This window comes from Flavobacterium ginsengiterrae, from assembly GCF_039539785.1.
In the GTDB taxonomy this organism is placed as follows: Bacteria; Bacteroidota; Bacteroidia; order Flavobacteriales; family Flavobacteriaceae; genus Flavobacterium; species Flavobacterium ginsengiterrae.
Genome location: NZ_BAABDU010000004.1, coordinates 590,901 through 612,499, shown reverse-complemented (window position 1 = coordinate 612,499; position 21,599 = coordinate 590,901). Strand labels below are relative to the sequence as shown.

The 21,599-nt window shown below is 33.3% G+C and carries 23 protein-coding genes; 12 read left to right on the top strand and 11 right to left on the bottom strand.

Annotated features, from left to right (window positions below):
* Positions 1-61 precede the first annotated feature (61 nt).
* Entirely contained in the window at positions 62-871 is an 810-nt protein-coding gene (locus ABD859_RS13160) for a lysophospholipid acyltransferase family protein (RefSeq protein WP_345144994.1), read from the top strand.
* A gap of 122 nt (positions 872-993) precedes the next feature.
* Here ABD859_RS13160 and ABD859_RS13155 read toward each other — a convergent pair whose 3' ends face one another.
* The 3 genes from ABD859_RS13155 to ABD859_RS13145 form a co-directional block, all read right to left on the bottom strand.
* The gene (locus ABD859_RS13155; protein ID WP_345144992.1) at positions 994-1,626 is read right to left on the bottom strand and encodes a hypothetical protein; all 633 of its coding nucleotides are present in this window, start codon (positions 1,624-1,626) and stop codon (positions 994-996) included.
* Positions 1,627-1,634: 8 nt separating this feature from the next.
* A complete protein-coding gene (locus tag ABD859_RS13150; protein ID WP_345144990.1) occupies positions 1,635-2,129 on the bottom strand; it encodes an RNA polymerase sigma factor in 495 nt (164 codons plus the stop codon).
* Positions 2,130-2,249: 120 nt separating this feature from the next.
* Positions 2,250-3,311, bottom strand: a complete 1,062-nt coding sequence (locus ABD859_RS13145; RefSeq protein WP_345144989.1) for a DUF3810 domain-containing protein — start codon at positions 3,309-3,311, stop codon at positions 2,250-2,252.
* A gap of 87 nt (positions 3,312-3,398) precedes the next feature.
* Between ABD859_RS13145 and ABD859_RS13140 the strand changes: the two genes are divergently transcribed.
* Genes ABD859_RS13140 through ABD859_RS13130 form a run of 3 tightly spaced genes read left to right on the top strand, consistent with a single transcriptional unit; the run spans position 3,399 to position 5,376 of the window.
* A complete protein-coding gene (locus ABD859_RS13140) occupies positions 3,399-3,611 on the top strand; it encodes a hypothetical protein (protein WP_345144987.1) in 213 nt (70 codons plus the stop codon).
* Positions 3,608-3,901, top strand: a complete 294-nt coding sequence (locus tag ABD859_RS13135) for a type II toxin-antitoxin system RelE/ParE family toxin (protein WP_345144985.1) — start codon at positions 3,608-3,610, stop codon at positions 3,899-3,901. Before ABD859_RS13140 ends, ABD859_RS13135 begins: the two co-directional genes overlap by 4 nt.
* 14 nt (positions 3,902-3,915) lie before the next feature.
* Complete coding sequence (locus ABD859_RS13130; RefSeq protein WP_345144983.1) at positions 3,916-5,376, top strand: aminoacyl-histidine dipeptidase; 1,461 nt, start codon at positions 3,916-3,918, stop codon at positions 5,374-5,376.
* A 181-nt stretch (positions 5,377-5,557) separates the two neighbouring features.
* On the opposite strand, the gene fjbamP4 is transcribed toward ABD859_RS13130, so the two are convergent.
* From fjbamP4 to ABD859_RS13110, 4 genes are all read right to left on the bottom strand, one after another.
* Positions 5,558-6,331, bottom strand: a complete 774-nt coding sequence (fjbamP4, locus tag ABD859_RS13125) for a protein BamP4 (protein ID WP_345144981.1) — start codon at positions 6,329-6,331, stop codon at positions 5,558-5,560.
* Between the two features lie 173 nt (positions 6,332-6,504).
* Entirely contained in the window at positions 6,505-8,406 is a 1,902-nt protein-coding gene (locus ABD859_RS13120) for a DEAD/DEAH box helicase (protein ID WP_345144979.1), read from the bottom strand.
* 193 nt (positions 8,407-8,599) lie between these two features.
* Positions 8,600-9,178, bottom strand: coding sequence for a non-canonical purine NTP diphosphatase (locus ABD859_RS13115; protein WP_345145552.1), 579 nt, complete (start codon positions 9,176-9,178; stop codon positions 8,600-8,602).
* The gene (locus ABD859_RS13110; protein WP_345144977.1) at positions 9,150-9,548 is read right to left on the bottom strand and encodes a ribosomal maturation YjgA family protein; all 399 of its coding nucleotides are present in this window, start codon (positions 9,546-9,548) and stop codon (positions 9,150-9,152) included. Before ABD859_RS13110 ends, ABD859_RS13115 begins: the two co-directional genes overlap by 29 nt.
* Before the next feature lie 122 nt (positions 9,549-9,670).
* Here ABD859_RS13110 and ABD859_RS13105 point away from each other — a divergent pair, with 122 nt between their 5' ends.
* The 3 genes from ABD859_RS13105 (at position 9,671) to ABD859_RS13095 (ending at position 11,905) form a co-directional block, all read left to right on the top strand.
* The gene (locus tag ABD859_RS13105; RefSeq protein WP_345144975.1) at positions 9,671-10,849 is read left to right on the top strand and encodes a glycoside hydrolase family 88 protein; all 1,179 of its coding nucleotides are present in this window, start codon (positions 9,671-9,673) and stop codon (positions 10,847-10,849) included.
* Positions 10,850-10,857: 8 nt separating this feature from the next.
* Entirely contained in the window at positions 10,858-11,265 is a 408-nt protein-coding gene (locus ABD859_RS13100) for a hypothetical protein (protein ID WP_345144973.1), read from the top strand.
* A 205-nt stretch (positions 11,266-11,470) separates the two neighbouring features.
* A complete protein-coding gene (locus ABD859_RS13095) occupies positions 11,471-11,905 on the top strand; it encodes a hypothetical protein (RefSeq protein WP_345144971.1) in 435 nt (144 codons plus the stop codon).
* 55 nt (positions 11,906-11,960) lie between these two features.
* Here ABD859_RS13095 and ABD859_RS13090 read toward each other — a convergent pair whose 3' ends face one another.
* Entirely contained in the window at positions 11,961-13,475 is a 1,515-nt protein-coding gene (locus ABD859_RS13090) for an FMN-binding glutamate synthase family protein (protein ID WP_345144969.1), read from the bottom strand.
* Between the two features lie 33 nt (positions 13,476-13,508).
* Entirely contained in the window at positions 13,509-14,282 is a 774-nt protein-coding gene (locus tag ABD859_RS13085; protein WP_345144967.1) for an NYN domain-containing protein, read from the bottom strand.
* A 201-nt stretch (positions 14,283-14,483) separates the two neighbouring features.
* Between ABD859_RS13085 and ABD859_RS13080 the strand changes: the two genes are divergently transcribed.
* The 5 genes from ABD859_RS13080 (at position 14,484) to ABD859_RS13060 (ending at position 19,922) form a co-directional block, all read left to right on the top strand.
* Positions 14,484-14,933 carry an RrF2 family transcriptional regulator gene (locus ABD859_RS13080; protein ID WP_345144965.1) on the top strand — a complete coding sequence of 150 codons (450 nt, stop codon included), beginning with the start codon at positions 14,484-14,486 and terminating at the stop codon, positions 14,931-14,933.
* 20 nt (positions 14,934-14,953) lie between these two features.
* Positions 14,954-15,481 carry a plastocyanin/azurin family copper-binding protein gene (locus ABD859_RS13075; protein WP_345144963.1) on the top strand — a complete coding sequence of 176 codons (528 nt, stop codon included), beginning with the start codon at positions 14,954-14,956 and terminating at the stop codon, positions 15,479-15,481.
* Between the two features lie 94 nt (positions 15,482-15,575).
* Positions 15,576-17,810, top strand: a complete 2,235-nt coding sequence (locus ABD859_RS13070; RefSeq protein WP_345144961.1) for a nitric-oxide reductase large subunit — start codon at positions 15,576-15,578, stop codon at positions 17,808-17,810.
* 23 nt (positions 17,811-17,833) lie between these two features.
* A complete protein-coding gene (gene ric, locus ABD859_RS13065) occupies positions 17,834-18,565 on the top strand; it encodes an iron-sulfur cluster repair di-iron protein (protein ID WP_345144959.1) in 732 nt (243 codons plus the stop codon).
* A 130-nt stretch (positions 18,566-18,695) separates the two neighbouring features.
* On the top strand, positions 18,696-19,922 hold the full coding sequence (locus ABD859_RS13060) for a hypothetical protein (RefSeq protein WP_345144957.1): 1,227 nt from the start codon (positions 18,696-18,698) through the stop codon (positions 19,920-19,922).
* Between the two features lie 275 nt (positions 19,923-20,197).
* On the opposite strand, the gene ABD859_RS13055 is transcribed toward ABD859_RS13060, so the two are convergent.
* Positions 20,198-20,797: an SCO family protein gene (locus ABD859_RS13055; RefSeq protein ID WP_425554250.1), complete on the bottom strand. Its 600-nt coding sequence runs from the start codon at positions 20,795-20,797 to the stop codon at positions 20,198-20,200.
* Between the two features lie 18 nt (positions 20,798-20,815).
* A complete protein-coding gene (locus tag ABD859_RS13050; protein ID WP_425554249.1) occupies positions 20,816-21,589 on the bottom strand; it encodes a formylglycine-generating enzyme family protein in 774 nt (257 codons plus the stop codon).
* Positions 21,590-21,599: the final 10 nt, after the last annotated feature.

Genomic DNA, 21,599 nt, shown 5'->3' with positions numbered 1-21,599 from the left:
ATTGCTGAAAGAATAATTTTTGTATGTTTGCGACCTAACAAAAAATAAGGAGAAATTAGTTATGGGATTGTTTAAACGAAATCCTTTTGGGCATATATTATTCATCAAGAAATGGTTAATCCGTATTTTGGGAGCCATGACACACCGAAGATATAGAGGTTTTAACGAATTACAGATTGAAGGATCTGAAATTATTAAAACGCTCCCGGATACTAATGTTTTGTTTATATCCAATCACCAGACTTATTTTGCCGATGTTGTGGCGATGTTTCATGTGTTTAACGCAAGTTTAAGCGGACGTCAAGATACTATTAAGAACATTGGTTATTTATGGCAGCCTAAAATGAATATTTATTATGTCGCTGCAAAAGAAACAATGCAGGCCGGATTACTGCCAAGAATTTTAGCTTATGTTGGCGCTATTACAGTTGAAAGAACCTGGCGTTCAAAAGGAGTTGATGTTACCGAAAAACGTGATGTAAATCCAAATGATACCGAAAATATCCGTATTGCTCTTGAAGATGGCTGGGTAATTACTTTTCCGCAAGGAACTACAAAATCGTTTAAACCTGTTCGAAAGGGAACTGCACACATCATAAAACAACACAAACCTATTGTAATTCCTATTGTTATAGACGGTTTCAGACGTTCTTTTGATAAAAAAGGACTTCGTATGAAAAAGAAAAATATCCTGCAGTCTTTCATCATCAAAGAGCCTCTTCAAATTGATTATGAAAACGATACAATCGAACAAATTGTAGAAAAAGTAGAATATGCCATCGAACAGCATCCTTCATTTTTAAAAGTTATTCCGGCAGAAGAAATCAAAGCACAAGAAGAACTTAATAAAATGAGACGCTGGGATTATTAACTATTTTAGATTTCAGATTTTAGAGTTTAGATTTTAGATATTAGAGTTTAGATTTGTTTCAGGTTTCAAGTTGTAAAAAGTGAACTTCGTGCCTTAGAATCTCAATACCTTAGCACCTTATATTAAAAATCTATTTTCTTTAATTCCTTGTAATTAATGTACAGTCGTTTTAACAGAGTTCCGTAAAGCAGTCTGTAGAAACACCAGAACAATCCAAAGAAGCCTAAAATTACCAAGATTAAAATTCCTATTGTAGTAAGCATTGCTTTTCCGTTTACGGCTAATTTTTCTCTTAAAAAAGCCATATCAGGATTGTAAACAAAAGCAATAAAGAAGCTTAAAATAGAAGTTACGACAATCATTCCTAAATTGTACCAAACATAATACTGAACCGTTTTTCTGGTTCTTAAAATGGCACTCATTAACGATTTTGTTGCTACAGTGGTCGAAATTGTAGTGTAATTTTTGTAAAAAATAAACACAAAGATTAATCCAACCAAATAATTTAAATAAGTAAGATATTCAAGAATTGCCACAATTTCCGGATGGTTTATTTTACGTAAAACATCATCAGTATTAATAAACAAGTTTGAGAAAGTCCAAAATGAAATCTCAAGAATGCTGATAATCAAAATCCATTTTACGATAGACGATGATTTTTTGTGAATCATTCTGTAGATTTCTTTTTCAGAAATTTGCTCAAAAGAATCCGAGTTCTTTTTCCAGTCTTTTTTTAATAAATCCAGTTCTTTCATAATAATTTTTAAGGATTTAGTATTTTTTTAAGTTTCCCTTTAATTCTGTTCATTTTCACGCGTGCATTCACTTCGCTGATTCCTAAGGTTTCGGCTATTTCTTGATAATCTTTGTCTTCTAAATACATAAAAACTAATGCTTTTTCGATGTCGTTAAGCTGATAAACGGCTTTGTACATCAATTTTATTTGTTCTTCCTCTTCATAGTTGTAATCAACATCTTTTACAAAATGCTGATGACTTTCATAATCTACGGTAGCTATTGTTCTTTTGGTTTTTCGGTATAATGTGATTGCTGTGTTTAAAGCAACACGATAAGTCCAGGTCGAAAATTTACTGTCGCCTCTAAATTTTGGATAAGCTTTCCAGAGCTGAATGGTGATTTCTTGAAACAAATCTTTATGAGCATCTTCGCCATCAGTATATAATCTACAAATCTTGTGGATTATATTCTGATTTGCCTGCAATTGCGCAACAAAAGATTGTTCTAGATTTTCGCTCATATAGACATTAGTAGTTATGAAATCATTTTTGTTACAGTTGTGGATTATTTTTTTGCACAGAAGATTTCAATGATTTCAGTTTTGATTTTATAATCCCATTAAAAATCTGTGGCAAATAAATTAGAAATCCTTGCCTCTGTAATAATTAATCATTAGATCAATAAACTTGCTGTAGCTTTCCATTCCATCCTGCTGATTATTTGATTTCAGGAAATTATCATAAATAAAATGAAAACCTTCTTCGATTACAGTGTCGTATTTTTTCCAAAAATCCTGACTTTCCTGATAGTTTTTTAAGATTCCCGGATTTACGGTTTTCTTTAATTCATTAAAGATTTTTTCATTTTTAAATTTCCAGATTCCAAGGCAGTAACGAAGTGTAAAACTGTATCCCGAATATTGAAAGTATAAATTGTCGTTTTTAACAGAAGCCAATACGCCGATAAAATTGCATTCATTTTCACTTGCAAATCCTATTTGATGTGCCATTTCATGCGCTGTAGTAACGGGAAAACCATACATTGGCAGTAAGTAATTTACCTGAGCCTCATTAGTAAAAGGATTTAAATAACCGCCAAATCCCATGTATGTCAACGGTACGCTGAATAATGATTTTTTAACGCTCAAAGTTTGATATTTAAAGTAAGGATGTTCTTTTGCTAAATTATCGTATCCGTTTAAATTCATCTGAAAAACTTCTTTTTGCGAATAGGGTAAAGTAATTTTAGCTTTTTCATCTTTGGTTATCTGAAATTGAATCTCATTTGTTTTTATAATTAACTTTTTTGTAAAAGCAAGTAAATCAGCATCGCTGTATTCTCTTTTTATATCCATTTTTTGAAAAAGAGGCTCACGGTAATAATTAAAAGCCCACAAAAAATGAAAGAAAAAATAATAAACAGAAATTTTACCCAGCATTTTTAAAATGTGATCTTTCCATTCGGCTTTCCATGTTTTTCGTATTTGCCAAAACCATTTTATTACAGATATAATCAAAATAGCATAAAAACAGTCGCCCACAGAAAAAGGAACTCTTCCTATAAATGATCTTAAAAAATGAGAAATTCTAATGTAAAGGTTGTTACTGTAAAAGCCTTCGACAAAATCCGGAAAAAACGGAAGTATTTTATAAAAAATGATTTGTGCTAAAAGGAATAAAGGCAGTATGTATTTTTTCTTCACGGGATGATTATGTTTTTATAAAAATAATAATTAAATACTACTTTGCTTTATTTTTTATAAATTTGTTGTACTATAAATGAGGAAAAAATGACACAAATCACGTTAAATATTCCAGATGAAGAACTAACATTCTTTATGAAATTGATTGAGAAATTTAATTACGAAACTGTAATTAATGATTTTTCTGTGTCTGAGGAGATGAAAAATTTATTAGATCATCGAAGAGTTACTTCAAAATCCGAGGATTTTATTCCGTGGACAGAGGCAAAAAAACAATTGATTTTTAAATCAAAAAAATGATTTTTGAAGTTGTAATTGAGCCAAGAGCGATCTTGGATATTCAAGAAGCGATAAATTACTATGAAACTAAACAAGAAGATTTAGGGGAATATTTCTACGAGGTAATTAATGAACATATAGAATTACTAACTCAAAATCCTTATTTTCAAATTAGATATAAGGATTATCATGGTCTTCCTGTTAAAAAAATCCCATTTATAATATTCTATTTTATTGATGAAAAGTTAAAAATAGTAAACATACTTTCAGTTTTTAATACATCAATGAGTCCATCAAAATATCCAAAATAAATCAAACAAATATAATGAGTCAAGAAATAAGAAATCTGGAACCAAAGGCACTTTGGAATAAATTTGCAGATTTAAATGCCGTTCCGCGTCCGTCTAAAAAAGAAGAACGTGTGATTGAGTTTATGAAAAACTTTGGAAACAGCTTAGGTTTAGAAACTTTTGAAGACGAAATTAGAAACGTAATCATTAGAAAACCGGCAACTCCGGGAATGGAAAACCGTAAACCAATTGTAATGCAGGGACACCTTGATATGGTGCACCAAAAAAATGCCGATACTGTTTTTGATTTCGATACGCAGGGAATCGATATGTATGTCAATGGTGACTGGGTTCGTGCGCGCGGTACGACACTTGGAGCTGATAATGGGTTGGGAGTAGCCACTATTATGGCAATTCTGGAAAGTAAAGATATTCCGCATCCGGCAATTGAAGCTTTGTTTACAATTGATGAAGAAACCGGAATGACGGGAGCCTTAAACCTAAAAGGCGGAATTCTTCAAGGTCAAATTTTATTAAATCTTGATACAGAAGAAGATGATGAAATTGATATTGGATGTGCTGGTGGAATTGATGTTACGGCTACAAGGGCTTATAATGAAGAAGAAGTTCCTGAAGGTTCTGTTGGTTACACAATTACGGTAAAAGGCTTAAACGGAGGGCATTCTGGAATGGATATTCATAAAGGTTTAGGGAATGCCAATAAAATCATGAATCGTTTGCTTTTTGATGGTTTTGAAAACTTTGGTTTACAGGTAGCTGAAATTAATGGAGGAAGTTTGCGAAATGCGATTCCGAGAGAAAGTGTTGCAAAAGTAATTATTTCTGAAATGTTTGATGAAGCGTATCTTTTTGATATGCAGGAAATCATTAACGATATAAAAGCTGAATATAAAACGACTGAACCAAATCTTACAATAGAAATTGTTAAAGGTGATCTTCCTGAAAAAATAATGGATTTAGGGGTTCAGGAAGGAATTATCAGAGCAATTTATGCAGCTCATAACGGTGTTTACAGAATGAGTGCTGATATGGCGGACTTGGTTGAAACTTCAAATAATATTGCGAGAGTAATTATAAAAGACGGTGAAATCTCAGTTGGATGTTTAACACGTTCTTCTGTAGAATCTTCAAAATTTGATTTGGCAAATGCATTACGTTCTACTTTTGAATTAGTAGGATGCGAGGTAGAACTTTCAGGTTCATATCCGGGATGGACGCCAAACGTAAATTCTGAAATATTAGAAGTTTTAAAAGATATTTACGAAAAACAAAACGGTGAACAGCCAAAGGTTGTAGCTTGCCATGCTGGTTTAGAATGCGGAATTTTGGGAACAAATTATCCGGAAATGGATATGATCTCTTTTGGACCGACTATTCATGGAGCGCATTCGCCGGATGAAAGAGCTAGTATTTCATCTGCACAAAAATATTGGAAATTCGTTTTAGAAATTCTTTCGAATATACCAGTTAAATAGAAAGTGTTCAGTGTTCAGGTTTTTAGTGTTTAGTGTATGCTGTATGCTTAAAAAATGAAATTCTACAGCATAAAAAAAGTGACTATTGGTCACTTTTTTTATTTCTTTATATTATATTTATTTATGATCTCTGATTGCCTTGGTTTCTGAATACTAAAAACCTGAACACTGATCACTAAATTTAATTTCTCTTCAAGACTTTGTACTGTTCGTAACAACCGCTTATAGCGTCCAGAATCTGTAAATCGTTGGCACTTTGAATAAAAGCATCAGAATAATTACATCTGTGCATAATTTCTGGAATTTCGTCTTTGCTTATTCCTAAAAGTACTGCTATGGTTTCGCGATCGTATTTTGTTTCTAAAAGATTTCTAATGGTGTCATCTTTCTTCATATCCTTTAGCTTTTTAAGTTCCCTTGAGTTTTTTCCAAAGAAATTGTAGAGCATATCTGCCGGATTAAAAATAGAACCTAGCACTTTTCCAAAAGCATTTGGAGAATATTCTCCTGCTTCATAACCTTGTGTAAGTCCTGAGATACTATAACGGTAGTTTTCTTTTGTTGGAATTAACTTAGAATCAATTTCAAGATATCCGGTTAAGCTGAAAGGAGCAATGATAACTTCTTCAAGAGCTATCGCTTTTTCTGTAAGCTGAATTCGAGTTACTTTGTTTTTTATCCAGTCATTTGTTACTCTGATTCTTAGAGACTGAAACCCTAAAAGAGAAAAATGGATAGTATCATTAGGCTGTACATCAATTTCAAAATATCCTTTTGCATCAGATTTTGCACCGCGTACTTTGTTTGTGTTAATGATATTTACGTTTGGAAGAGGTTGTTTACTATCATCATTTATAATGTAACCAGAAACTCTTTGCGGGGTTGTCGAGTCAACGTCTTGCGCAAAACTAACGGCCGAGAATAGTAAAAAAAAGAAAACTGCGAAATATTTCATATCCTGATTTAAAGCACTAAAAGTAGTAAATCGAGATTAAATATTTCGTTGTCTTGGAATATAATTATAAGAAAATTAACAAAGCCGCTGCTAAGATTGTTAGATATAAGAAAAAATCCCAAATTCCAATTATATCTGGAATTTGGGATTTATATTTTAAGATATTAAATAAATTAATCTCTTCTTGGTCTTCTTGGTCTTGATGAATCACCAAAGCTTTCTGAACGTCTTGGAGCTCTGTCAGAACCTCCTTCGTTTCTTCTGAAACCTCCTTCTCTTGGAGCAGAGTTTCTGTCGCTTCTAAATCCTCCGCCAGAACCTTCGCGTCTAGGAGCAGAATTTCTGTCGCCTCTAAAACCTCCTCCAGAACCTTCACGTCTTGGAGCAAAGTTTCCGTCTCTTCTTGAGCCAGAATCCCTTCTTCCGCCACGGTTGTTGTGGTCACGTCTTCCGCCTCCGTCATTTTTAGAAATTTCAACATTAATACGACGTCCTTCTAATTGAACGTTGTTTAAAATATCCATTACTTTATCAGTGTGCTCAGGATCTGTATTAAAGAAAGAGAAACCTTCTTTTACATCAACTTTGAAAACGTCATCACGTCCTAAGTCTAATGTTTCTTTTAGGTAATCTTTTAAAGACATCCAGTCGAAATTATCTCTGGAACCAATGTTTACGAAATAACGAACTGCTCCGTTATTGTTGAACTCTCTTGGTTCAGAATCACCTCTTTCACGTCTTTCACCAGCAGATTGAGCAGAGATATCTCTATTCTTTTTGTAGTAAGTAATGAAACGGTTAAATTCTACAGAAACCATTTTCTTAATCAATTCTTCTTTAGATAAATCTTCAAGAACATTGTTAATAGCTGGCAAATAGTTGTCAATTTCGTGATCAACCTCAGTATCTTTAATTTTGTTTGCTAAGTGCAATAACTGAATTTCGCAGATTTCAATTCCAGATGGAATAGTCTTTTCAACAAACTTTTGTTTGATGATTCTTTCGATAGAAGAAATTTTACGTAACTCACTTTTTGTAACGATTACAATAGAAGTACCTAATTTTCCAGCTCTACCAGTACGGCCAGAACGGTGGTTGTAAGTTTCGATCTCGTCTGGTAGTTGGTAGTTAACAACGTGTGTTACGTTATCAACGTCAATACCACGCGCAGCAACGTCAGTAGCAACAAGCATCTGAATTTGTCTTCCGCGGAAAGATTTCATTACACCATCACGCTGTGCCTGAGATAAATCCCCGTGTAAAGCTGCAGCACTGTATCCATCTTCAATTAATTTCTCGGCAATAGCCTGAGTGTCTCTTTTAGTACGACAGAAAACCACAGAGAAAATATCCGGGTTAGCATCTGCTAAACGTTTTAGAGCTTCGTAACGGTCACGAGCATTTACTAAATAAAATTCGTGAGAAACGGTAGAAGAACCTGAGTTTTTAGCTCCAACAGTAATTTCTAATGGTTCGCTCATGAATTGTTTTGCAATTCTTGCTACCTCCTGCGGCATAGTTGCAGAGAATAACCATGTGCTTTTTTCGTCTGGAGTATCTGATAAAATAGATACGATATCATCATAAAATCCCATGTTTAACATTTCGTCAGCCTCATCAAGAACACAGTAATCTATGTTTTTAATGTTAACCAAACCTCTGTTAATCATGTCCTGCATTCTCCCTGGAGTCGCTACAATAATCTGCGCTCCTCTTTTTATTTCTCTTGCCTGCTCTGTAATACTAGCTCCTCCGTAAACTGCTACCACATTAATACCTTTTTCGTATTTTGAGTAGTTTTTAAGTTCGTTAGTAATCTGTAAACAAAGCTCGCGTGTTGGCGATAAAACTAATGCTTGTGTATTTCTGTTGTCGGCATCAATTTTTTGAATTAGCGGAAAACCGAAAGCTGCCGTTTTCCCTGTCCCTGTTTGAGCCAACGCAACCATATCCGTGTCTTTTTCCAATAATAGGGGAATCGCCTTTTCCTGTACCTCTGACGGATTTTCAAATCCTAGATCTAAAATCGCCTTCAGTAACGATTCATTCAATCCTAATTGTTCAAATTTGTTCATATATGTTTTTAAAATAGGGTGCAAAATTACTGCTAATTATTTAGATATACTAATGCTATTTTAAGATTTATGTATTTGTTATGAATTGATTATCAAAAAGTTATGTTTATCGTAAAATCAAGTTTCTTATAAGTTGATAAAAAAACGTCTGAAAATATCAATTTTGTTTCTTAAAATGTTGTATTTTAAACAATTATTTTCTTGAATTCAGGTAATCAATAAGTTGCTCAGTTGCTTTAGCGCGATGACTGATTTTATTTTTAGTTTCGGCGGATAATTCAGCAAAAGTTTCACTATAATTCTCCGGTTTAAAAATTGGATCATATCCAAAACCATGATTTCCAGTTTTATTTAAAGTAATATTTCCTTTTGCTAAACCTGTAAAAAGATGCTGTTCTCCATTTAAGTTTAATGCAATAACGGTCTTGAACTGTGCACTGCGGTTTTCTTGGTTTTTTAAAGCATCTAAAAGCTTGTTCATGTTATCGTCGGCATTTTTTTGTTCGCCAGCGTATCGCGCAGAATAAACGCCTGGCTCTCCGTTTAAAGCGTGAACTTCTAAGCCGGTATCATCTGCAAAACAATCATAGCCAAATTTTTCGGTTACATAATTAGCTTTTAAAATCGCGTTGCCTTCAATAGTATCAGCAGTTTCCGGAATATCTTCATGACAGCCAATATCTTCTAAACTTAATAATTGAATAGATCCATTTAGAATGCTTTGAATTTCTTTGATTTTATTTTTATTGTTTGACGCGAAGACAAGTTTCATCATTGTAGTATTTTAAAGTAATTTTTTCAATTAAAGAGATAAATGTTATTCCAAATGTATACGCCAGAATATCCGACCATAAAAATTCCTGACCCAGAACATATCGGCCAAAAAGTGTTTTTCTGAGTTCTATTATCCATTCTCCCTGATAAAGCTGTAAAAACTCTATACTATAACAAGTTAATACTGAAAAAAGTATTGTAAAAGAAGTTTTTTTGCTCATAAACAATACTCTTGTCAATAAATAAATCATTACGGCATACAAAAAATCGCCAATCCATAAGGGAATTAAAGCTGTTTTTCTTGAAAGAATTCCAAGGGAAATAACGAACAGAAAAAATGAGAAATAATAAATTCTGGCTTTTTGCAAAAGGTGTTTTTTTAGTAGAATATTAATCCGTTTTTGGTAATACAAAAATACAAACCTTTAAATAAGTTTAGTTTATTTTCTAAATTTATCGTTCAATAAACTATCTATCTAAAAATAACCACATGAATGTAAAATTTTTTACTCTGATTACAGCTTTATTTATTGTTGTAAATCAGGGTTATTCTCAAAAACAAAACGCGTTTAATATTAAAAAACAGCTGGATTACTGTGCAGAACAGGCAACAAAAACCTTAAAAGTGATTCCTAATGACGGCACTTCACCAAGAACAGTTCCAAATGGAAGCAAAGACTGGAAATTTGTAGGTTATAAAGACTGGACAAGCGGATTCTGGCCGGGAGAATTATGGTTTTTATATGAAGCGACAAAAGATAAAAAATGGGAAAAAGAAGCAGATAAATTTACTCGTTTCCTCACACCTTTATCTGTCAGCAAGGCGGCAGATCACGATTTAGGTTTTCAGGTTTTTAATAGTTTTGGAAACGGATACCGATTGACTAAAAATCCGGAATACAAAGAAATTATTCTAAAAACGGCCGATACTCTGGCAACACTTTTTAATCCAAAAGTTGGAACAATTCAATCATGGCCTCATAATAAAATGGGCGGACATAATACGATTATTGATAATATGATGAATCTGGAGCTTTTGTTTTGGGCTTCAAAAAATGGCGGAAACAAAAACTTGTATGATATCGCGGTAAAACATGCCGAAACAACAATGGCGAATCATTTTAGACCTGATAACACTTCTTATCACGTTATTATTTATGATTTTGAAACCGGAAAAAAAATAAAAGGCAGAACGGCTCAGGGATACAGCGACGATAGTATGTGGGCGCGAGGGCAGGCGTGGGCTATTTACGGTTTTACTATGACTTACAGAGAAACAAAAGATCCTAAATTTTTAGATTTTGCACATAAACTTACACGTGTTTATCTGGATAAATTAACAACAGAAGATTTGATTCCGTATTGGGATTTTAATGCGCCGGATATTCCAAATGCGCCAAGAGATGCTTCTGCGGCAGCTATAGTTTCTTCTGCATTATTAGAGTTAAGTTCTTACACAAAAGACAAAACTTTAAAGAACGAATATTTGACTAAGTCTAAAAAAATGATTGTTTCATTATCAGATCATTATCAAAGCCGAGATGTTAATTCAGCTTTTTTACTTCATTCAACAGGACATAAACCTGCAGGCAGCGAAATAGATTGTTCTATAAATTACGCAGATTATTATTATCTTGAAGCACTTTTAAGACTTCAAAAAATAAAATAATTAAAATTATGGTAAAGAAAATAAGCCAGATTTCGTTTGCAATTATTATGGTTTTAATGCTTTCGGGCTGTAAAAACACCAAACAAAAACTTCAGGAATTTGTTGTAAAATACAATGCAACAGCTTCTAGTTTTAAGGCAGAAAATGTAACGCTTACTACGGCAAGAGGTTATATTAATGATAATAAAATTGAACTGCGTTTTGAAACCAGTTTAGAACAAAATGACGCTAATAAAACGGCTGCAAATACATCATTTCCTAAATTATTAAAAGATATGTTTGATAAAAACCAAATACCGGAAGAACTTGTAAATGAAGGTGTACAGTTTGATACGTATTTTTTAGCAGATGATAATACCGTTTTTGTAAAAGAAATAATTACAAAAGAATCTTTACCTCAATTACTCAAAGAATAATATAGAATAAACATATTTTAAAAAGCCTTTTTAATTATTTAAAGAGGCTTTTTGAGTTTATTTAAGGTTATTTTTTCAAAATTTGGATTTGTATAATTGATTTGTAGTCAAATAATTACATTTTTTAAAATTCTGATTTCGTGTTGTTTTTGTATTTAAAATTCATTATGTTTGAGTTAAAAATTAACTAATAAACCAAAAAATTATGAAAAAAATTACCCAAATCGCATTTGTTTTTGCTGTAGTGTTATTCTTGGTAAGCTGTAAAAATACCAAACAAAAAATTCAGGAACATGTAAGTACTTATAATAATTCATCAACTATAAAAGGCCATGGAATTACAAGTACAGCTGCAAAAGCATTTTTAAATGATAATAAAATCGAAATTAGAATCGAAACCAATCTGGAAGAAAATGATTCTAACAAAACCGCCTACAAAGAATCATTTCCTGAACTGTTAAAAGAAATGATTAAAAACAATCAAATCTCTACAGAGTTAATCGATGAGGGAGTAAAATTTGATGTGTATTTCTTAGCCTACAATAATGCCATATTAGCCCAGCAATTGGTTGATAAAGATGAATTAGCTGTTCTCGAAAATGGTGCTTCAACAGATAATAAAGAAACTGCGAAACTCTAAGCATTTTTAAATATAAAAGAAAAGCCTCTTTGTAAATTCAAAGAGGCTTTTCTTTTTAGTTTCTTTTTGTAACGTTCGTAAGGTTATCAGGAAAATACAATTCTGATAGATTTGTAAATTCGTCGCCTCGCATAAAAATATTAATGTCGACATCTGCAAAAGAAGTTTTTCCAGCTGCAGCCAAAAGTTCGTTTGCCGCATGAAGCGTATTTTTATGAAAATGATACACACGTTCTGATTTATCAGTTACAACCAAACCTTTCATCAGCATTTTATTTTGAGTAGCAACTCCCGTTGGACATTCGTTATTATGACAGCGTAATGCCTGAATGCATCCTAAAGAGAACATAAAGCCTCGTGCACTGTTACACATATCTGCACCTAAAGCCACGGCATGCAGAATTGAATATCCTGAAATGATTTTTCCGCTTCCAATAATGCGTATTTTATCTCGAATGTTCAGCCCCGCTAAAGTTTTGTTTACAAATATTAAAGCCGGCTCAAAAGGCATTCCCACGCCATCAGCAAATTCTAAAGGCGCAGCGCCTGTTCCGCCTTCTGCACCATCAACCGTAATAAAATCAGGATATGTGTCTTCGGCAATCATTTCCTGGCATATCGCTTCAAATTCAGCTGTATTACCAATACATAATTTAAATCCGATTGGTTTTCCGTTTGATAATTCTCTTAGCTGTTTAATAAAATGAATTAATCCTTTTGAATCTGAAAAAGCAGTATGTCCCGGAGGAGAAAGAATCATAGTATGAGGTACAACACCTCTAATTTTGGCAATCTGTTCTGTATTTTTAGCTGCCGGAAGCACACCTCCGTGACCTGGTTTTGCACCTTGCGAAAGCTTAATCTCGATCATTTTTACATTTGGAAGATTGGCTTTTTCTGAAAATTTTTCAGGGCTGAAATTTCCTTCTGCATCCCTGCATCCAAAATAACCAGTTCCTATCTGCCAGGTAATATCGCCTCCGCCTTCAAGATGATAATCTGTTAAACCGCCTTCACCTGTATTTTGATAAAAATTTCCTTTTTTTGCACCAATGTTTATGGCACGAACCGCATGTTCACTTAAAGAACCAAAACTCATAGCTGAAACATTAAATAAAGAAGCAGAATAAGGCTGTCTGCAGTCTTTCCCGCCCACTATCACTCTAGGTAATTCTTCGTTTACTTTTGCTGGAAAAATAGAATGTTTTATACCCTCGTAACTTTCCGTATTTAGATTTTGCTGCGTTCCAAAAGGGGTGCTCGAATCAATATTTTTTGCCCTTTGATATACCAGCGAGCGTTGATTTCTGGAAAAAGGTTTTCCGTCTGTAGATCTTTCAATAAAGTACTGCTGAATTTCGGGAGCAATCATTTCAAATAAGTATCTGAAATATCCCAGAACAGGAAAGTTTCTTAGAATAGCATGTTTTTTTTGAGAAGCATTGTAAGCCCCAATAATTAATAGAATTGGAATAACAAAAACAAGTAAATAACCGCGTCCGGTATAATAGTAAATTGCAGCAACAATTAGAAACAATAAGAATCCGTAAATAAAGAATTTCTTTCTCATGTTTTTAAATAATAATAAAGGGTAATAAATTAATTAGTTGAATCGTAATCGGACATAAACATGTTTAATGCCTTTTTTATCTGATTCTCTTTCGTCGATTTCCAGAATATCTGTCAGTGATTTCAGCATGGGGGTAAGTTTCGAATAGCCGTAATTTCTTGGGTCAAATTCCGGTTTTTTCTTTACAATAAGGTTTCCTACATCGCCCAGAAATGCCCATCCGTCATCATCTTCTATATCTTCAATTGTAGATTCAATAAGTTCAATAGTTTGTTTGTCGACTTTGTGAAGTGCTTTTTCAGCAGGCTTTTCAATTGGTTTTTTAGTATCGACAGCTTTTGGTTTTTTCTTTTGAGTGGCACCATCCAAAACTTCGATGTAAATAAATCGGTCGCAGGCTACAATAAAAGAGCTTGGGGTTTTCTTTTCGCCAATTCCAATTACTTTCATTCCGGATTCGCGCAGTCTAACGGCTAATCGTGTAAAATCGCTGTCGCTGGAAACAATACAAAAACCATCTAATTTGCCAGAATACAACAAATCCATGGCATCAATTATCAAAGCAGAATCGGATGAGTTTTTTCCAACGGTATAACTATATTGCTGAATAGGAGTAATAGCATGTTCTAACAAAACACCTTTCCATCCGTTTGCATTGGGTTTTGTCCAGTCAGCATAAATACGCTTTGTGGTTGGAGTTCCCAATTTGGCTATTTCTTCCATCATGCCTTTTACATTACTGTAGGGCACGTTATCTGCATCAATAAGAACAGCCAGTTTTAAATCTTTTGAATTGCTTAAAGGCATTATTATGATATTAAAAATTAAATACTCTCAAAGTTAAAATTAAAATTGGTTTTTATAAGAATTGAAAGGCGAATAAGTGTTTATATTGACACTAATTAGTTTGATTATAAATAAGGTTTTTCTTCAATAAAATTAATTAAAGATAATTTTGTCTTTTATTGTAAACTTTTATACATTTGTACAGAATTAATTAACGAATGTATGTTTTCAAAAGCGTGTGAGTATGGTATCAGGGCCTCTATTTTTATTGCAGCCAAATCTTCAAAAGGAATCAGGGTTGGAATAAAAGATGTTGCCAAAGAAATTGATTCTCCGGAACCTTTTACCGCCAAAATTATGCAGATTCTGACTAAAAGCGGCATTATTCATTCAGCAAAAGGAGTAGGAGGAGGATTTGAAGTTTCACCTGAAGCATCAAAATCAATAAAATTAATTCAAATTGTAGATGCAATAGACGGAAACAAAATATACAGCGGCTGTGGTATAGGACTTAAAGAATGTTCTGAACAGCATCCGTGTCCGGTTCACAACGAGTTTAAAAAAATTCGGGGTTTACTTTTAGAAATGCTTACCAAAACAACTTTAGAACAATTAGCATCTGATGTAAAATCTGGTGATTTTTTTCTAAAAACATTAAATATGAAAGATTAACAAATAAATAAATATTAAAAATGAATACAAAAACCAAAATTTCACTATTGATCCTAATGGGATTTTTAACGATAACATCATGCGGGAAAAAAGAAACAGCTCCTGCTGATCAAACAGAAACTACTGAACCATCTGGAGAAGGAGAACAAGCTCCGGCAACAGCAGCAGCTGAAGAAAATGTTTTAGTACTTGAAGGAAATGACCAAATGCAGTTTAATGTAAATGAATTAAAAGCTGTTGCCGGAAAACCAATTAAATTGACATTAAAACACGTTGGTAAAATTCCTAAAGAAGCAATGGGACATAACTTAGTAATCTTGCAGCCGGGAACTGATTTATCTGCTTTTGCTTTAAAAGCTAATGATGCAAAAGCAACAGATTATATTCCGGAATCTGAAAATGCTGTAATTATTGCTCATACTAAATTATTAGGCGGAGGTGAAGAAGATACAATCGAATTTACAATTGATAAAAAAGGAAATTACCCATTTATCTGCTCTTTCCCTGGTCATGTTGCCATGATGAAAGGTGTATTAATTGTTGAGTAAATAACCAAAACTCTAAATCTCTACCAAAGATTTGGAGTTTTTTTTAAAACTAATAAAAGACAAAAATGTCTTTTATTGAAATTCCCCCAAGGAAATGAAAAGAGAAAAAAAATTATGGATTGTTTTTGCATTGGTTATGAGCATATCATTTGCAGTGCTGGGCTATTACGGTTACGAAATCTATCAGCAGGCACCGCCCGTTCCTAATGAGATTATAACCGATTCAGGAAAAGTGGTTTTTTCTGAGACTGAAATTAAAGACGGGCAGAATATCTGGCAGAGTATAGGAGGCCAGGAAGTTGGATCTATCTGGGGACACGGTGCCTACGTTGCCCCAGACTGGACCGCAGATTGGCTGCACAGAGAAGCCCTTTTTATACTCGATCTTTATGCTAAAAAAGATTTTAATAAAAAGTTTGAAGATTTAGATCTTGAAAATCAATCAGCTTTAAAAGTTCGTTTACAAAAAGATCTGCGAACTAATAGATACGATCCAGAAACAGGGACTCTAACCATTTCTGAAAACCGTTTAGCAGCGATTGAAAATTTAAGTGAATATTATAAAGGACTTTTTACAAACGATCCGAAGTTTGATAAACTGCGAGAAGAATATGCAATTCCTAAAAATTCGATTAAAGATGAAGCGAAAATGCACAAAATGAATGCATTTTTCTTTTGGGCAACCTGGGCAACAGTTACAAACAGACCAGATTCGGATATTTCATATACACATAACTGGCCTTCAGATGAATTGGTTGGAAATAAAGCAACCAAAGAGCTTTTAGCCTGGTCTGGAGTCAGTATTATTCTGCTGATTTTAAGTATTGGAATTTTAGTTTTCTATCATGCAAAATCAGGTGAGGAAGAAGAATTTCCGCTTCCTAAAGAAGATCCGATTATTAATCAGGGCAAAACTCCTTCGATGAAACTGGTTGTAAAATATTTTTGGATCGTGAGTTTGTTAATGATTCTACAAATGGTATTTGGAATTATTACTGCGCACTATGGCGTTGAAGGAAACGGACTTTACGGAATTCCCATTGATCAAATTCTGCCTTATGCAGTAACCCGTACATGGCATACACAACTGGCTATTTTCTGGATTGCAACGGCATGGCTGGCAACAGGATTGTATATTGCTCCGGCAGTTTCTGGAAAAGATCCTAAATTTCAGTGTTTTGGAATTAACTTCTTATTCATTGCTCTGCTAATAATTGTTTTAGGTTCTATGGCCGGACAATGGTTTGGTGTAATGCAGAAATTAGATTTAGTACAAAACTTCTGGTTTGGTCATCAGGGTTATGAGTATGTAGATTTAGGGCGATTCTGGCAGATTTTCCTTTTAGTTGGATTGTTTTTATGGCTTGCTTTAATGATTCGCCCTTTAATCCCGATTTTAAAGAAAAAAACACAAGAGAAAAACCTGATTATCCTATTTCTGATTTCTTGTACGGCAATTGCTATGTTTTACGGAGCTGGATTAGCATGGGGAAGACAAACCAATTTAGCGATTGCAGAGTACTGGAGATGGTGGGTAGTGCATCTTTGGGTAGAAGGTTTCTTTGAGGTTTTTGCAACTGTTGTTATGGCTTTCTTATTTGTTCGATTAGGATTGCTGAAAACAAAAACAGCGACACTAAATGTATTATTTGCCACTATTATATTTATGTCGGGCGGAATTTTAGGAACATTCCATCATTTGTATTTCTCTGGAACGCCAACAGCAATTATGGCGTTGGGAGCGACTTTTAGCGCGCTTGAAGTTGTGCCTTTAACTTTAATTGGGTTTGAAGCGTACCAAAACTATAAAATCTCAAAATCAACACAATGGATTGCTGATTACAAATGGCCGATTTATTTTATGATTTCGGTAGCATTTTGGAATTTCTTAGGAGCTGGAATCTTTGGGTTTATTATTAATCCGCCAATTGCACTTTATTATGTACAAGGTTTAAATACAACACCGCTCCACGGACATACCGCTTTATTTGGTGTATACGGAATGTTGGGAATTGGACTGGTATTATTTGTTTTAAGAAGTTTATACAGAAATGTAAACTGGAATACCAAACTGCTTAAAATTACTTTTTGGTCGCTTAATATTGGTTTATTCCTAATGGCTGTATTGAGTTTACTGCCTATTGGAGTCTGGCAGGCAATTGAAAGTATTGACCATGGAATGTGGTACGCACGTTCATCTGAACTAATGCAGCAACCGGCCATGATTACGCTAAAATGGCTTCGTGCGATTGGGGATTCGATTTTCGGGATTGGATTTATTACAATGGCGTGGTTTGTATTTGATCTGACATTAAAAAACAAAAAATAAAAAAAAGTTTAAAATTAATTATCATGGAAAATTTAAAAAACAAAACAATAGGATCATTCGTGGCTCAGGATTATAGAACTGCGGCGGTATTTTCTAAATATAGAATAGATTTTTGCTGTAAAGGAAACAGAACTGTAACCGAAGTATGTGAAAAACAGGAAATAGATGCCGATGTCTTATTGCAGAATATTCAGGATGTTATTCATTCAGAAAATAATGGTTCAATCGATTTTAATTCATGGCCTTTGGATTTACTTGCAGACTATATCGAGAAAACGCATCACCGATATGTAGAAGAAAAAACACAGACACTTCTGGCTTTTTTAGATAAGTTATGTAAAGTTCACGGTGCAAATCATCCGGAATTATTCAGAATAAATGAATTGTTTACAGGATGTGCGGGCGAATTATCGCAGCACATGAAAAAAGAGGAATTAATCTTATTTCCTTTTGTAAAAAGAATGACAAAAACAAAAGAATCTGATGGGATTTTATCGCAGCCTTCATTTGGAAGCGTTTCAAATCCTATCGCGATGATGATGCATGAACATGATAATGAAGGTGATCGTTTTAGAGAAATTGCTGCTTTAACTGATAATTATACACCACCGGCAGATGCATGTACGACATACAGAGTAACTTTTGCCATGCTTAAGGAGTTTGAAGAAGATTTGCACAAACACATTCATTTAGAAAATAACATTCTTTTTCCAAAAGCAGTTCTTTTAGAAAAAGAATTTGTTGAAGTAGAATAAAAATAAATTTTAATAGTGAAAAGAACACCGATATATCAATTAAACAGAGTATTATCGGTGTTTTTTGTTTTTATAGACTGCTTGTTATTTGTTACTTTTAATGAATGAGTTTAACTCAAAAAAAGACTTTATGAATTCTCAAAAAAGCTGGATCATCTGCTGTTTTTTTAATTTTCTGATTGCCTGTACTTTCGGATTGGTAATGCGGCTGTTATATCTTTTTCCTGTAGATTTTATAAATTACAGTTTTCTGCTTCATGCACATTCACACGTAGCAATGCTGGGCTGGGTTTATTTAATTGTATATGTTTTGATTGTTCGTTTTTTTATTCCAAAAGAAAAAAGTCAAAAACCTATATACAATCGTTTATTCTGGCTCACAGAATTTTCGGTAATAGGAATGATGATTGCTTTTCCTATTCAGGGTTATGCTCTTTTTTCTATTATATTTTCGACAATGCATATTCTGCTGAGTTATGTTTTTTGCAGATTGGTCTGGAAAGATAGTCTAAATGATAAATCGCCTTCACAAAAAATTTTATTGGTTTCTGTTTTATTTATGATTTTGTCCACTTTTGGAGTTTGGTGTTTAGGCCCCGCTGTTAGTACTCTGGGGAAACAAAGTGCTTTTTATCAGATAGCAATTCAGTTTTTTTTGCATTTTCAATTTAACGGATGGTTTTTATGGGCAATTCTGGCGTTGTTTTTAAAACAATTTCAGCAGAAAATAGAAGAAAAACAGTTTAAGAAATTTTACTTTCTTTTAATTACATCAACCTTGCTCACAGTGACATTTCCTATACGCTGGTTTATAGAAAATGACATTTTAAATGTAATAAATGCTTTTGGAGTTATATTGCAGCTGATGGCTTTTATTTCGTTTTATAGAATGCTAAAACCTCAAATTAATAGCTTTACATCAAGTTTAGACAAAATAACAAAACTCGTTTATTGCTTAGCTGTATTTTCGCTGGGTTTAAAAATAGGAATCCAGTTATTGACAATTTTTCCTAATATAGCTGAGGTTTCGCATCAAATTAGAAATTTTGTCATTGGGTTTATTCACTTAACAACTTTAGGAATTATAACGGGGTTTTTGTTTGGAATTTTACTTCAGAATAAAATACTTTCGGCAGATTCTTCAATTTTAAAAATAGGAGTGAAGTGTTTTATAGGAGGATATATTTTGACAGAGATTTTATTGTTTGTGCAAGGCTGGTTTTTATTTTTAGAAAAGGGAATAATTCCATTTTACTACCAGAACATTTTGATCTTTAGTATTTTTTTGGTTTTGGGGCTGGTTCTAATTATGTTATCAATAATAAATTTTAAATCTCATAATTTAAGCAATAGATAACAAATTAAATTAAAGAATCCCAGAGCGGGCTGTAATATTACATAATCAAATTAGAAATAATTTACTGACGCTTAAAATATCCTCTATGTTGCAGCTTTTTATAAATGATTAAATTTTCTATAAATATTTAGCTCCGCTGGAGCCATATTTTAACCGATTTAATCTTCTGTAAATATTTCGCTTCTCCGAAGCTGTTCTTATAAACAAAAAACAAGAGTCGATCCATTCCTAAAAAATCTCCTCTTGTTTTTCTCCTAAATCAAAATGTTTAATCTTTATATTTTTTGAGCTTCCATATTTATGGTTTCAATTGTTTTTTCGTTGTTTACGCCAAGTCCTTCTTGTTGAAATACGAGTTCTCCGGCAGGATTAAAAACGCTTATAATATTAGAATGCGAAAAATCGACAGGCGATATTTGTTTGTAATTAACAGCCAGAACGGCAGCAAATTCGCGAGTATTTTCTTCTGTAGAACGGAGGAAAATCCAAGGTTCCTGATTCATTTGATTTTCAATAGCAAATTTTTTCAGTCTTTGCGGAGTATCAGTTTTTGGATCAATGCTTACCAGAATTAATTTGACATTCTTTTTTGTTTTTTTATCCAGTTTTGATTCAATATCTCTCATATCTGCTACTAATCTTGGGCACGCTGCTTTACAACTTGTGTAAATCATAACCATAACCAGAACATTTCCGTTAAGGCTTTTTAGTTCAATATCTTTTCCGTCTTGAGTTGTCCATTTCGATGGCAGGTTGTAAATAGATAAATCACTAATTTCTTTATTGGGTTTTGCCGTATCATTTTTTTTGTCAGATTCTTTACAGCCTTGCAAAGCAAACATGAGAATGAAAAAGGCAGATAGTATTTTTTTCATTTTAAGGTTATTTTAAAATTAGGGTTTTGGTTGAGTATCACTGGCACATCTAAAACCAAGATTGCGGGTTGAGTACTGCGCTTTAAGACTTCCTCTAAAAGCATATCTCATAAAAGCGGCATAATCCATTAAATCTGTTGCATTTACAGAAGCGCTTCCGCAGAATAAATTCTTATCGCTGCTTTTATCTTTTCTGGATTCTCCGGATAAAAAAATGCTGTTAAAATCAGATGTCCATTCCCACACTAAACCATGCATATCATAAACTCCCCAATAATTTTTAAAAGTTTTCCCTATTTCATTTTCATAGGTTTTTGACTTTTCGTACCAGGATAAAATGTATTCATTAAATTCTTTTTTGGTTCTGGCATCAATTCTTTTTTCATCGGCCATAGCTGCATATTCCCATTCATCCATTGTTGGTAATCGTTTTCCCTGACATTCGCAGTATTTTTTTGCAGCAAACCATGAAACACTTGTTACGGGCGATTTAGGTTTAGAACTTCCAAAACTATAATCTGCAGTCCAGTATGATAAGTAGCTTTTGTCTGCAAAAATTCCTTTTATTTTTGATTTGCTGTATGTTGGATTTTTTTTGACAAAATTTAAAAAATCAGCATTTGTAACAGGATAAACATCCATATAAAAATGTTTTACAATTACAGGTTTTTTGGAACTGGCCCCATAAAGAGGGACAAAAGATCCCTCTTTTATGTGAACCATTCCATTTTCCTGAGCTTTTGAAAACCCTGAAAGCATCAGAAAAATAGTAATGAAAAGGTGTATTTTCATATTGAATATT

Coding starts and splice junctions, on each gene's coding strand:
- ABD859_RS13060 (WP_345144957.1), top strand. CDS start 18,696: ATGAATTCTCAAAAAAGCTGGATCATCTGCTGTTTTTTTAATTTTCTG.
- ABD859_RS13160 (WP_345144994.1), top strand. CDS start 62: ATGGGATTGTTTAAACGAAATCCTTTTGGGCATATATTATTCATCAAG.
- ABD859_RS13120 (WP_345144979.1), bottom strand. CDS start 8,406: ATGAACAAATTTGAACAATTAGGATTGAATGAATCGTTACTGAAGGCG.
- ABD859_RS13130 (WP_345144983.1), top strand. CDS start 3,916: ATGAGTCAAGAAATAAGAAATCTGGAACCAAAGGCACTTTGGAATAAA.
- ABD859_RS13050 (WP_425554249.1), bottom strand. CDS start 21,589: ATGAAAATACACCTTTTCATTACTATTTTTCTGATGCTTTCAGGGTTT.
- fjbamP4 (WP_345144981.1), bottom strand. CDS start 6,331: ATGAAATATTTCGCAGTTTTCTTTTTTTTACTATTCTCGGCCGTTAGT.
- ABD859_RS13115 (WP_345145552.1), bottom strand. CDS start 9,178: ATGAAACTTGTCTTCGCGTCAAACAATAAAAATAAAATCAAAGAAATT.
- ABD859_RS13085 (WP_345144967.1), bottom strand. CDS start 14,282: ATGCCTTTAAGCAATTCAAAAGATTTAAAACTGGCTGTTCTTATTGAT.
- ABD859_RS13075 (WP_345144963.1), top strand. CDS start 14,954: ATGAATACAAAAACCAAAATTTCACTATTGATCCTAATGGGATTTTTA.
- ABD859_RS13090 (WP_345144969.1), bottom strand. CDS start 13,475: ATGAGAAAGAAATTCTTTATTTACGGATTCTTATTGTTTCTAATTGTT.
- ABD859_RS13100 (WP_345144973.1), top strand. CDS start 10,858: ATGGTAAAGAAAATAAGCCAGATTTCGTTTGCAATTATTATGGTTTTA.
- ABD859_RS13105 (WP_345144975.1), top strand. CDS start 9,671: ATGAATGTAAAATTTTTTACTCTGATTACAGCTTTATTTATTGTTGTA.
- ABD859_RS13070 (WP_345144961.1), top strand. CDS start 15,576: ATGAAAAGAGAAAAAAAATTATGGATTGTTTTTGCATTGGTTATGAGC.
- ABD859_RS13140 (WP_345144987.1), top strand. CDS start 3,399: ATGACACAAATCACGTTAAATATTCCAGATGAAGAACTAACATTCTTT.
- ABD859_RS13155 (WP_345144992.1), bottom strand. CDS start 1,626: ATGAAAGAACTGGATTTATTAAAAAAAGACTGGAAAAAGAACTCGGAT.
- ABD859_RS13055 (WP_425554250.1), bottom strand. CDS start 20,797: ATGAAAAAAATACTATCTGCCTTTTTCATTCTCATGTTTGCTTTGCAA.
- ABD859_RS13095 (WP_345144971.1), top strand. CDS start 11,471: ATGAAAAAAATTACCCAAATCGCATTTGTTTTTGCTGTAGTGTTATTC.
- ABD859_RS13080 (WP_345144965.1), top strand. CDS start 14,484: ATGTTTTCAAAAGCGTGTGAGTATGGTATCAGGGCCTCTATTTTTATT.
- ric (WP_345144959.1), top strand. CDS start 17,834: ATGGAAAATTTAAAAAACAAAACAATAGGATCATTCGTGGCTCAGGAT.
- ABD859_RS13150 (WP_345144990.1), bottom strand. CDS start 2,129: ATGAGCGAAAATCTAGAACAATCTTTTGTTGCGCAATTGCAGGCAAAT.
- ABD859_RS13135 (WP_345144985.1), top strand. CDS start 3,608: ATGATTTTTGAAGTTGTAATTGAGCCAAGAGCGATCTTGGATATTCAA.